At 63.7% G+C, this 12642-nt stretch carries 8 protein-coding genes; all 8 read right to left on the bottom strand.

Annotated elements, in window-relative coordinates; genetic code table 11:
- On the bottom strand, positions 1–1064 hold a 1064-nt coding region (locus tag QQJ84_RS10655; protein WP_284258157.1), incomplete at its 3' end, for a methyl-accepting chemotaxis protein.
- A 245-nt stretch (positions 1065–1309) separates the two neighbouring features.
- Positions 1310–1711, bottom strand: coding sequence for a bacteriohemerythrin (locus tag QQJ84_RS10650; RefSeq protein ID WP_284258156.1), 402 nt, complete (start codon positions 1709–1711; stop codon positions 1310–1312).
- A gap of 139 nt (positions 1712–1850) precedes the next feature.
- The gene (locus QQJ84_RS10645) at positions 1851–3056 is read right to left on the bottom strand and encodes an AAA family ATPase (protein WP_284258155.1); all 1206 of its coding nucleotides are present in this window, start codon (positions 3054–3056) and stop codon (positions 1851–1853) included.
- A gap of 250 nt (positions 3057–3306) precedes the next feature.
- Complete coding sequence (locus tag QQJ84_RS10640; RefSeq protein ID WP_284258154.1) at positions 3307–3513, bottom strand: cold-shock protein; 207 nt, start codon at positions 3511–3513, stop codon at positions 3307–3309.
- Positions 3514–3679: 166 nt separating this feature from the next.
- Positions 3680–5125, bottom strand: a complete 1446-nt coding sequence (locus QQJ84_RS10635; RefSeq protein ID WP_284258153.1) for an efflux transporter outer membrane subunit — start codon at positions 5123–5125, stop codon at positions 3680–3682.
- Positions 5122–8418 carry an efflux RND transporter permease subunit gene (locus QQJ84_RS10630; RefSeq protein ID WP_284258152.1) on the bottom strand — a complete coding sequence of 1099 codons (3297 nt, stop codon included), beginning with the start codon at positions 8416–8418 and terminating at the stop codon, positions 5122–5124. Before QQJ84_RS10630 ends, QQJ84_RS10635 begins: the two co-directional genes overlap by 4 nt.
- Positions 8415–11492 carry an efflux RND transporter permease subunit gene (locus QQJ84_RS10625; protein WP_284258151.1) on the bottom strand — a complete coding sequence of 1026 codons (3078 nt, stop codon included), beginning with the start codon at positions 11490–11492 and terminating at the stop codon, positions 8415–8417. The genes QQJ84_RS10630 and QQJ84_RS10625 overlap by 4 nt, the downstream gene beginning before the upstream one ends.
- A complete protein-coding gene (locus QQJ84_RS10620) occupies positions 11489–12637 on the bottom strand; it encodes an efflux RND transporter periplasmic adaptor subunit (RefSeq protein WP_284258150.1) in 1149 nt (382 codons plus the stop codon). The genes QQJ84_RS10625 and QQJ84_RS10620 overlap by 4 nt, the downstream gene beginning before the upstream one ends.
- Between the last annotated feature and the right edge of the window lie 5 nt (positions 12638–12642).

The raw sequence follows: 12642 nt of genomic DNA, 5'->3' as shown, positions 1-12642 counted from the left end.
CCATGGGTGTTGCGCGAAATGGAGCCAAGGGTTTGCTGCAACTTCTCCATCGCGTTGTTGAAGTCACCGCGCAGTTTTTCATATTCGGATGCGAAATTCGCCGTCAGCCGGAATTGCAGCTGCCCTTGGGCGAGACGGTCCAAGCCGGAAGCCAATGAGTCCACAACGAATTTCTGCTGGCCGATAAAGGCGGCCTTGGCTTGTTCCGCCGTGGCGCGCTCGCGCTCGGCCTTCTCGGAGGCTTCCTTGGCTTTTTCCTCAAGGTTTATTTTCTGCAAGGCGGAGTCCTTGAAGATTTGCACCGTGCGGGCCATGCTCCCGACTTCGTCCTTGCGGTCGCCCCCCTCGACATTCACCTGCAAATTTCCACCGGCCAGACGCTCCATGGCGCTCTGCAATTTCTTCAGCGGGTTGATGACCCATGCGTTGATGGCAAAGAACGATGCCACGACCGCCTGGGCCAGGCCGCCAATGATGATGAGAAATGTCAGCAAAATGGCCGTGCTTGAGCTCTGGTCCAACGCGGTTGAAGCGGCGCTGGACTCGATTTGCACTTTCGCCCGCTCGGCAGTCATGCCCGCGGCCATGGGCGGAAATAACGGCATGCAGGAGGCGAGAAATTCCTGCTGCGCGGCCAGATCCTGATAGGTCGTGGTTGCGACACTGGCGTCGCTGATGGTTGCGCTGCAACTCGAATCGATCAGGTCATCGCCCTGTTTTTTCAGTTCCAGAATTTCAGCGGCCCGCATTGGCAGCAGGCGCGCGGCGCTTGCCATGTTCGTATCGAAGGCGGAGCGGTCCGCGGCGAGCCGCGTGGCCGCGGCTTTATTGTCCTCGGGTGTGATGGCTACGAGCAGAATGCCAATATCCGCCTGAACGCCGCTCATCTCTTGGCTGGCCTGTGTGATCAGCCCCGCGGCGGCCTCGGTTTTTCGGATCACATGCTGGTAGCCGGACACGATGTCGCGCACCTGCCCGGTTGTATAAACTGCCCCGCCGACACCAAAAACGCCAAAAATTCCTAAAATTATCAGGAATTTTGCAATAATTGGTAAATGTTTCACGCGCTGGCTCCTTACTGATTTCGCGCAACCCGAATTAGCGCCACCGCCGCGAGCCGCTTCATGCTGTGCGGCTGACTATGAACGGGGAGGTTTAATGATTCGTATCCAAGCTGATATTTTGGCGCGCGCCTTTGAGATTCGCGCAGGTGAGCGGGGCGCAGACATGCCTCCCCGCGGGGCCAACGCGAAGCGGGCCTGCCACGTTGCCGTGGCAAGCCCGGTGCTTGTTAATCAGGGTGGATGATTCAGTGCTGGCGCTTGAGCGCGTTCATCCAGGTGGAAACTGACTCGGCATAATCCTTGTCGATCTTGAGGATATGCTCGGTCAGCCAGTTCACAAGGATTTGCTGCAGTTCCACCGCTTCGAGGTTTTTGCGGCGGGCGAGGCCCATGACCACGGCGGTGAAATCATTATGCGTCTTGCGGTGGGGTTCCAGAAGCTTGTAGCCCGCGAGATGCATCGCATCCTCCTCGGCGCGGAAATGCCTTCCGACATAATCGGCCATCGCGCTCAGGGATTGCTGCACGATGCGCTGCTCCTCCGGGCGCCCGATGGCCCCATCGAGGGCGTTGATCATGTTGATGATCTTTTTATGCTCGCCGTCGAGCGCCTGAATGCCAACGGAGAACTCATTCTTCCAGGACATCGTCACAGCCGCGGTCCTCCGGTATTGTGGCCCCTTACGCGCATGGCGCCGTTTTTTTGTCCGCCCTGCCGCTCCATTGCATGCAATCCTTCAAGTTTTGTCCCGTAATGGCGATGATTGGACTTCAACCCGGCACGGGTCAGTTGCTGAACATGCGCTTCCATACGGAGGGTGTTTGTTCCTCCTGTTTTTCGCCGCCGCCGGTGATGCCGGTGGCGATCTCGAGCACGGCCTTGCTGTAGGCGGCGGGCAGAAATTCCTGCGGCCGGCCCAGGTTCTGGCTCTTGGTCAGGCCGGTGGTGTAGGGCAGCGTATAGTCGATGCCGCGGCCAAGCGCGGCTTCCATCGCCGCATTGGTAAGGGTCTCCGGTGTTTTTGGCGCGAGATTGTTGACCACCAATATGGTCCGTTGGGCCGTGTTCGCGGCTTCGCGGCCGCGCAATATCCGGGCGACGTTGCGCACCGCGAGGATCGTGGGGTCTGCCAGCATGACAACGAAGTCGCTCTGTTCCAGCAGGGTGTTCACCACGGCGCCGCTGCGGGCGGGCACATCGAGCACCACGAAGTGAAAATGGTCGACCAGGACGGCAAGCAGCTCCTTCAAACTGTCCGGGGTGAGCGGGTCGGCGGCCCTGGGGTCGACATCCGCGGTCAGCGTGAACAGGCGAGGCCCCCTGAGGGTGAGGATTTTCTCCAGCGCCAGATGGTCCAGCCCGGCGGTGTTTTGCAACGCGCTCACGAGCCCCTGGCTGGGCGGCAGGTTGAACACCAGGTTCACCGCGCCGTTGTAAACATCCAGATCGACCACCACGGTGCGGCGTGAAAAGCCATGCGCCAGCTGCCAGGCGAGGCTGCAGGCCAGGGTCGAGGTGCCAGCACCGCCACGCGCGCCAATGACGGCAAGGGTTTTGCCGGCGCGCGGCGCGCGGACGGGTTCGCTGGCCAGCGCCCCAAAGTTGAGGCCACGGCGCAGCATGGCCGGGGTGAAGGGTTTGAGCAGATAATCCGCAACGCCAAGCTGCATAAGGTCGCGGAACAGGCCGACATCATTGCGGTCGCCCACGACGATGATCCGCGTGCCGGGTTCGGCAATATCAGCCACGCGGTTCATATCGCTCAGCGGCAAAGGTGATTGGGCAATATCGAGCAGCAGTTGATGCGGCCAGGACGGGAGGGTTTGCACGAAGTTGAGCGCGTCATCGATACCGCCTTGGCGGACCACGACATTTTTCAACTCCAGGTCGAAGACCAGCGACTGCACGAGATCGCGGCTATCGGGATCGGTGAGGAAAGCAACCAGTTCCAGCGCGCGGACGGGCTCATTACGCTCAACGGCTTCGCTCATATATTCATTCTCCTGCACCTGGATTCCGGCTTGAAGCGTCAGCTACGCATGCTTTTGCCGCATTGACATGGATCAATCGGTTAATTCGGCGACACCAAGACATAACCGGAAGCCTTTAACAATTAAGGCACCCGTAACCACTATAATAAGGATACCTGGGGTTGAGAAGCCTACGGGTTGCGACGCCTGGGCCGCAGGCAAAAAAAAGGGCGGTGCAAATTGCACCGCCCTTCCCTTTAGCAAGCGGCGATTAGCCGGCCTGCAGATTTTCCGCCGAGAGCTTGCCCTGCTGGCCAGCCTGAATCTCGTAACGAATCTTCTGGCCCTCGTTCAGGGTGCCAAGGCTGGAACGCTCAACAGCCGAGATATGCACGAACACATCCTTGGAGCCGTCGTCGGGCTGGATGAAACCATAACCCTTGGTTGCGTTAAACCACTTCACTGTACCTGATGCCATGTCGCATCTCCTAACAAACAGCGACCCGCAACATGCAGGCCAAAATACTCTTCAGATTGTTGGGGAAGCGTCGAACCGCAAAAGCAGAGAAAACACGCAACAACAAGAAACGAAAAGCGCCGTGGCCACCCTATACGCCAGTTTTGCCTGGACCACAAACAATGAATTAAGGCGCAAAGGGCAGTTTGGCCTGGATCACCCCCGCCGAAGGCAGGGCAGATGCCTGAAATCCGCCGCCCAGGTCCTGAAACAGGGCAACACTGGCCAGCAGGCGGTTTTGTTGCACGGCAAGCTCAGCCTGCTGGTCGCCCAGCAGGATGACCTGGGCGCTCACCACCGTGGTGTAATTAACGGTGCCGGCCTGATACTGGTTGAGCGCAATCCGCAGCGCGCTTTGCGCGTCGGCCACGGCGCGGGCCTCCACATCGGCCTGTGCCGCCAAAATCCGCAGGTTCGAGAGGTCGTTCTCCACGCCCTGGAAGGCGCTCAGCACGGTTTGGCGGTAGGTCTGCACGCTTTGGTCATAGGCGAATTCCGCCGCGCGCACGCTGGCGCTGCGGGTGCCGCCCTCGAACAGGGTGGCCGAGACGCTGGCCCCCAGCGACCACAGGCTGTTGCTTACCGAAAACAGCCCGCCAATAGGGTCCGCCGCGTAGCCGCCCAGCGCCGTGAGGCTTAAATCAGGGTAATAGGCCCCCTCCGCGATGCCGATTTTGGCGTTGGCCTCCGCCATGGCGCGCTCGGCGGCGGCGATGTCGGGCCGGCGTTGCAGCAAGGCGCTGGGCACGCCGGGCGGGGCGAGCGGCACCATGGTGATCTGCGGCGCGGGAGGCAGGCTGAAGGTCTCGGGCATCTGCCCGGCCAATACGGCGATGGCGTGTTCATATTGCGCGCGCGCCACCCCGGCATTGATGAGCTGGGCCTGCGCGGCGTCAAGCTGGGCCCGTGCGGTGATGACATCGGAGGGAGCGGCAACGCCTGCCGCCGCCTGGTTTTGAGTGATCTGCAGGCTGCGCGTGTCGGCCGCGACGGTGGCCTGGTAGAGCGCGATTGCGGCGTCAGCGGCGCGCAGGTCTACATAATCAGCCGCCAGCGCGGCCTGGGCGCTCAAGGTGGCGTTGGCGAGGTCGGCGGCGCTGACCTGCGCCGCCGCCACATCCCCCTGCACCTGGCGGCGGATCTTGCCCCATATGTCAGGTGTCCAACCGGCGCTGCCCTCAAACGTGCCGGAGGTGCGCGGCCCGGTGGTGAGGCCGCTGGTGCCCTGCTTGGCCCGCGTCGCGCTGCCGGTGAGGCCGAGGCTCGGGAACAACCCGCCGCGTGCCTCCTGCACAATCTCCAACGATTGTTGATAGGCGTCATAATCGGCCAGCAGGGTCGCATTGTTCACCGCCACCTGGGGCTCCAGCTGGTCAAGCTGCGCATCGCCGAACGCCTGCCACCAATCGCCCTTGGGTGCGGAGTCGGCAGGTGTGGCCCGCACCCAGCCAGCCGCCGCCTTGTAGCCGGCGGGCATGGCCAGCTGCGGGCGGTGGTAGTCAGGCCCCACCATGCAGCCCGTGAGGCCAAGAAGGCCGAGGAGGCTGAACGCCCATTTGGTCATCGGTTTCATCGTGCCTCCACAATACTGCCCGCGCGCGGCACGGCGGTGTCTGGCCGGCCGCGCAGGCGGGTGGCGAGCCGGTCCAGCCATAAATAAATAACGGGGGTGGTATAAAGGGTGAGCGCCTGGCTGACGATGAGGCCGCCGATGATGGTAAGGCCCAGCGGCTGGCGCAGCGAGGCGCCCTGGCCAAGGCCGATGGCCAGCGGCAGCGCGCCCAGCGCGGCGGCGAAGGTGGTCATCATGATCGGGCGGAAGCGCAAGGTGGCGGCCTGATAGATCGCATCCTCGGGCGAGAGGCCCTGGCCGCGCTCAAGCTGCAGGGCGAAGTCGATCATCAGGATGGCGTTTTTCTTCACGATGCCGATGAGCAGGATGACGCCGATGAGCGCGATGATGGTGAGCGGCACGTTGAGCACCAGCAGAAAAAGCGTGGCGCCCACCCCGGCGGAGGGGATGGTGGAGAGGATGGTGAGCGGGTGCATCGTGCTCTCGTAGAGAATGCCCAGCACGATATAAACCGCGGCCAGGGCCGCCAGGATGATCAGCGGCTCGGCGCTGGCGGTGGACTGGAAGGCGGCGGCGGTGCCCGCGAAACTGCCGGTGATGGTGAGCGGCACGTCCAGATCGCTCATGGTGCGGGTGATGGTGGCGGCCGCGGTGCCGAGTGCGACTCCAGCGGGCAGGTTGAAGGAGATGGTGGCGGCGACGCGCCCGCCGTCATGGTTCACGGCGATGGGCGTGGAGCCGGGCGCATAGCTGGCGATGGCGGAGAGCGGCACCATGGTTTCGGCATGGGTGCTCACGGCGCTGCCCGAGGAGGCACCGGATTTGCCGCTGGCGGCAATGGCGTTGATCGCGGCGTTGGTCGCCGAATCGAGCGCCACGCTGGCCACCGTGCCGCTGGCGCTGGCGGCCTTTGTGCTGGCGAGCACGGTGCCGGCGGGGGCGTTGGTCTGCGATGTGCCGCTCGCCACGCCGCCGGAGGTGGAGATATAGATGCGCGAGAGATCGGCCGGGGTGCTTTGGTATTGCGGCGCCAGCTCCATCACCACCTGATACTGGTTCAGCTCGTTATAAATGGTGGAGACGGCGCGCTGGCCGAAGGCGTCGTAGAGCGTGTTGTCAATCTGGCTGGGGGTGATGCTCATGCGCGCCGCCTGCGCGCGGTTGATGACGATGTTGGTCTCCAGCCCGCCTTGTTGCAGGTCGGAGCTGACATCAACGAGGCTTTTCTGTTGTTTCAGCGCCGCGATGATTTTGGGAATCCAGATGTTCAGCGCATCGGGATCGTCGCTTTTGAGCGTGTACTGATATTCGGCATTGCTGGAGCGTCCGCCGACCCGCAGATCCTGCGCCGGGACGAGGAAGGTCTGCACGCCCGCGATGCGCGCCAGCGGTTGGCGCAGCCGCGCGACGATGGCGGTGGCCGAAACATGGCGCTGCGCGATGGGCTTGAGGGTGATGAAGAGAAACCCGCTGTTGGTGGCGCGCCCGCCGGTGAACCCGGCGGCCGAGGCAACGCCGGGGTCGTGCTGCACGATGGCTTCCAGCTCGGTGAGTTTCTGCTTCATCAGCGGGAAGGAGATGCTCTGGTCGGCCTGCACGGTGCCGATCACCAGCCCCGTGTCCTGCTCGGGGAAAAACCCTTTTGGCACCACGATGAAGAGGAACACGTTGAGGAAAATGGTGAACACCAGGGCGGCGCCGACCAGCCTGGCGTGGCGCAGGGCCCAGCGCAGCGAGCGGGCGTAACCCTCCAGCGTGGCGTTGAAGGCGCTCTCCAGCCAGCGCACCAGGCGGTTTGGCCTTTTGCCCGGCGGCTCCAGGCGGAGGAACTTCGCGCAGAGCATGGGTGTGACGGTGAGCGAGACGAGCAGCGAGATGAGGATGGTGATCGAGAGGGTCTCGGCGAATTCCTGAAACAATCGGCCAAGCAGGCCGGGCATCAGCAGAATGGGCGTGAACACCGCGATGAGCGAAAGGCTCATGGACAGCACAGTAAAGCTCACCTCGGCGCTGCCGCGCAGGGCGGCCTCAAACGGCTCCATGCCGTCCTCCAGGTGGCGCATGGTGTTCTCCACCACCACCACCGCGTCGTCCACCACGAAGCCGGTGGCGATGGTGAGCGCCATGAGGGAGAGATTGTCCACGGAAAAGCCGAGCAGATACATCGGCCCGAAAGTGCCGATGATCGAGATGGGCACCGCGATGCCAGGGATGAGTGTCGCGCGCGGCGAGCGCAGAAACACGAACACCACAGCCACCACCAGCAGCACCGCGATGAAGAGGGTGCGCTCAGTGTCGGCGAGCGCGGCACGGATGGATTGCGAGCGGTCCATCGCGATACTGAAATTGATCGCGGGCGGCAGGGCGGCGCGCAGGGTGGGGAGCATCGCGCGCAGCTGGTCCACGGTGCGGATGACATTGGCATCCGGGCTGGGGTGGATGATGACCAGCACCGCGTGCTGGCCGTTGTAGAGCCCCGCATTGTGCAGGTTTTCCACCGCGTTGGTGACCTGGGCGACATCGGAGAGTTTCACCGCCTGGCCGTTGCGGTAGGCGACCACCAGATCGCGGTATTGCGCGGCCACGCTGGCCTGGTCGTTGGTGTAGATTTGGTAGCGCATGCCGCCGGCGTTGAAATATCCCTTTGGCGCGTTCGCGTTCGCGGCCGCCAGGGCCGCGCGCACATCCTCCAGCCCGATGCCGTATTTGGCGAGCGGCCCCGGCTGCAGCTCCACCCGCACGGCGGGCAGCGCGGAGCCGCCGAGTTCGACATTGCCCACGCCGTCAATCTGCGAGAACTGCTGCTGCAACACGGTATCAGCCGCGTCGTAGAGCTGGCCGGGGGTCATGGTTTTGGAGGTGAGCGCCAGCACCATGATCGGCGCGTCGGCGGGATTGAATTTCTCGTATTGCGGGTTGGCGCGCAGGGTGCTCGGCAGGTCTGCCCGCGAGGCCTGGATGGCCGCCTCCACGTCGCGCGCCGCGCCGTCTATGCTGCGGTCCAGCCCGAATTGCAGGACGATGCGCGTGACGCCGATGCCTGATTGCGAGGTCATCTCGGTGACATCGGCGATGGTGCCGAGGTGGCGTTCCAGCGGTTCGGCCACGGTGGCGGCCATGGTGTCCGGGCTGGCGCCGGCCATGTTGGCCTGGACCTGGATGGTGGGGAAGGAAATCTGCGGCAGCGGCGCCACGGGAAGCTTGAAGAAGGCCAGCGCGCCGGAGAGGGCGATGCCGAGCGTCAGCAGCGTGGTGGCGACCGGGCGGCGGATGAAGATCGACGAGAGGTTCATGCCGGTTTCAGGCGGCGGGAGAGATTGTCAAACGCCAGATAGATGACCGGCGTGGTGAACAATGTAAGCACCTGGCTGACCGCCAGCCCGCCGATGATCGCGAGGCCGAGCGGCTGGCGCAGCTCGGAGCCCATGCCACCGGCAAGGATGAGGGGGAGGCCGGAGAACATGGCCGCCAGCGTGGTCATCAGAATAGGGCGCAGGCGCAGCATACAGGCTTCATAAATCGCATCGCGAGGGGATTTACCCTCATTGCGCTCGGCATGCAGGGCGAAATCGATCATCATGATCGCGTTTTTCTTCACGATGCCGATGAGCAGCACGATGCCGATGATACCGATGACATCGAGGCCATCACCGGCCAGCCAGAGAAACACCAGCGCGCCCACGCCCGCCGAAGGCAGCGTGGAGATGATGGTGACCGGGTGGATGAAACTCTCATAGAGCACGCCAAGCACGATATAAACGGCGATGAGGGCCGCCAGCAGCAGGAAGACCTCATTATCCAGCGAGTTCTGGAAAGCCTGCGCGGCGCCCGCGAAATTTGTTGTCACCGCGGGCGGGAAGTTGAGGGATTTTTCCGCCCGCGTGATCGCGTTCACCGCGCCGCCGAGCGAGGCGCCGGGGGCGAGGTTGAAGGAGATGGTGCTGGCGGGAAACTGGCCGAGATGCTCCAGCACCAAGGGCTCAGGCTGGCGGGTGAACGTGGCGATGGCCGAGAGCGGCACCTGCCCGCCGGTGGCCGAGGAGGAGGGCAGATAGATGTTGCCCAGCGAGGCGAGGCTCGTCATTTTCGCTGGGTCCACCGTGAGAATCACACGGTATTGGTCAGTCTGGGTAAAGATGGTGGAGATGATCCGCTGGCCGAACGCGTCATACAAGGCGCTGTCCACGGTGGCGGGGGTGATGCCAAAGCGGGCGGCGTTGGTGCGGTCTATGTTGATGAAAACGGAGTTGCCCGCGGCCTGCAGCTGGCTCGCGACATCGGTGAGCTGCGGCAGCGCGCGCAGTTTGGCCATGAGGGCTGGAACGTAGGTGGTGAAAGCGCTCTGCGATGGGCTTTGCAGCACGAACTGATATTGCGCCGGGCTGACGGTGGTGTTGAGCGTGAGGCTCTGCACCGGTTGCAGATAGAGCGAAATGCCCGGCACGCCGGCACTTTCCTGAAGCAGGCGCGGGATGATCTGGGCAGCGCTGGAGCTGCGCGCGCCCCGGGGCTTCAGGTTGATGAGAAAGCGCCCCTGATTGAGCGTGGTGTTGCTGCCGTCAACGCCGATGTAGGAAGTCAGGCTGACAACATCTTTGTCTTTCAAGAGCGCATCGGCCAGTGCCTGCTGGTGCTGGGCCATGGCGGCGTAGGAGGTGGTTTGCGCCCCCTGGGAAATGCCCGCGATGACGCCGGTATCCTGCACCGGGAAAAACCCCTTGGGGATGAACGCATAGAGCGCGATCGTGAGCACCAGCGTGCCGACGGCCACCGCGAGGGTGAGGCGCGCATGGGCCAGCACGCGCTCCAGCCCGCGCCCGTAGGCGGCGAGCAGGCGGTTGAACTGGCGCTCGTTCCACGCCTCGAAACGTGAAGGTGTATCCTCGCCTTTTTTGTGCAGCAGGCGCGCGCAGAGCATCGGCACCAGGGTGAGCGAGACCACGGCGGAGATGATGATGGTGATCGCCAAAGTCACCGCGAATTCGGAGAACAGCCGCCCCACGACATCGCCCATGAACAGCAGCGGGATGAGCACCGCGATGAGCGAGACGGTGAGCGAGATGATGGTGAAGCCGATCTGGCCAGCGCCCTTCAGCGCCGCCTGCAGCGGAGGCTCACCCATTTCAATGTAGCGGGAGATATTCTCGATCATCACGATGGAGTCATCCACCACGAAGCCGGTCGCCACGATCAGCGCCATCAGGGAGAGATTGTCGATGGAGAAATGGCTCAGATACATGAACGCCAGCGTGCCGATGAGCGAGACCGGCACGGAGATGCTGGGGATGATAGTGGCCCGCATGTTGCGCAGAAACACGAAGATGACGGCGATGACGAGGCCGATGCTCAGGGCCAGCTCGAACTCGGCATCGCTGACCGAGGCGCGGATGGAGGTTGTGCCGTCGCTCATGACGCTGACCACCATCGCCGCCGGAAGGCCCGCGGTGAGGCTGGGCAGCTCACGCTTTATCGCGTCCACCGTGGCGATGACATTGGCGTTGGGCTGGCGCTGCACGTTGAGGATGATGGCCGGCGTGCGGTTGGCCCAGGCGCCCAGCTCGGCGTTCTCGGGGGCGGCGATGATCCTGGCGACATCGCCCAGATAAACCGGCGTGCCGTTTTTATACGCCACCACGATCTTCTCATATTCGGCGGCGCGGGTGATCTGGTCGTTATCGTTGATGGTGTAGCTCTGCGTGGGGCCGGAGAAGCTGCCTTTGGGCGTGTTGACGTTGAGATTGCCGATGAGCGTGCGGATATTGTCCAGGCTGAGGCCATAGGCGGCGAGCGCCTGCGGGTTCACCTCGACACGCACCGAAGGCGTGTTGCCGCCGCTCACCGTCACCAGGCCGACACCGGGAACCTCCGAGATGCGCGCCGCCAGGCGGGAGTTGGCAAGCGATTCCACATCGGTCAGGTTCATGGTTTTGGAAGTGATCGCCAGCGTGAGCACCGGCGCGTCGGCGGGGTTCACCTTGGCGTAGACCGGCGGCGCGGGAAGATCAGCGGGCAGCAGGTTGCCCGCCGCGTTGATCGCCGCCTGCACCTCCTGCTCCGCGATATCCAGGCTCAGCGAGAGGTTGAACTGCAAGGTGATGACCGAAGCCCCGGCGGAGCTGGCCGAGGACATCTGGTTCAGCCCTTCCATCTGGCCAAGCTGGCGCTCCAGCGGCGCGGTGATGGAAGATGTCATCACCTGCGGCGAGGCGCCGGGGTAGAAGGTCTGCACCTGGATGGTGGGGTAGGTGACATCAGGCAGCGCCGAGACGGGCAAATATTTGAACGCGACCAGCCCGACCAGAACAAAGGCGAGCATCAGCAGCGAGGTCGCCACCGGCCGCAGGATAAAAACCCTGGAGGGATTCACGGGGTGGCGGCGGGCGCGGCCACGCTGACCTTGGCGCCATCGCTCAGGCGGTCCACACCATCGGTCACCACCACGTCGCCGGGGGTGATGCCCTTGGTGATGACGGTGTTGGTGCCATCGGTGGGGCCGGTGGTGACCGGCTGCACGCGCACAGTGTTATCGGCGTTGAGGACATAAACATAAGTCCCCGGGGCGCCGGTCTGCACGGCCTGTGAGGGCACCAGCGTGGCGCTTTGCAGGGTGTTCACCAGCAAATGGATGTTGACGAACTCATTGGGAAAGAGCGCGCCATCCGCATTGGCGAATTTGGCGCGCAGCTTCACCATGCCGGTGGCGGTGTCCACCTGATTGTCCACGGCACTCAGGGTGCCGTCTTCCAGCCTGGTGGTATCATCGCTGGCGTAGGCGGTGGCGGGGAGTGTGGCCCCCTGCCCCAGCCGCACCAGCACTGGCGCCAGATCGGCCTGCGCCACGGAGAAGATCACCGTGGTCGGCGACATGGTGGTGACCACGGCGATGCCGGTGCTGCTGCCCGGGGTGACGTAATTGCCGGGGTCCACCAGCCGCAGGCCGACCTTGCCCGCCACCGGCGAGGTGATGTGGCAATAGGCGAGGTTGAGCCTGGCCTGGTCGATGTTCGCCTGGTCGGATTTGGTGGCGGCGGTGTCCTGCGCGACGAGAAAGGTCTGGTCGGCCACCTGCTGGGCGGAGATGGAGTCCTGACGGGCGAGAATCTGGTAGCGCGCGAGGTCTGATTTCGCCTGGCCGAGGGCCGCCGTGTCCTTCGCCAGCGCGGCCTGATATTGCTCAAGCTGGATCTGATAAGGGCGCGGGTCGATCTCGGCGAGGAACTGGCCCTGGGTGACGCTCTCGCCCTCGGTGAAGGCAACCTGGGTGAGATAGCCGCTGAGCTGCGGCAATATGGTGACGGTGGCGGTAGGGGTGACGGTGCCGAGTTCATCGAGCACCACGGGCATCGGCCCGCTGACAGCCTTGGCAACGCCCACGGCCTGGGGCGCGGGCTTATGCGCGCCGGGGCCGGTGCCAGAGTGGCGATACCAGATGAAGCCTATGAGGAGGAGCGCGAGCCCGCCAAATATCCACCGCTTCTTGCCGCGCTTGGGCACTGCCACAGGGTCAACCACGCTAC

The sequence above is a fragment of the Acidocella aquatica genome (assembly GCF_030160635.1).
Classification (GTDB): domain Bacteria; phylum Pseudomonadota; class Alphaproteobacteria; order Acetobacterales; family Acetobacteraceae; genus Acidocella; species Acidocella aquatica.
This window is presented reverse-complemented; position numbering and strand designations above follow the sequence as displayed.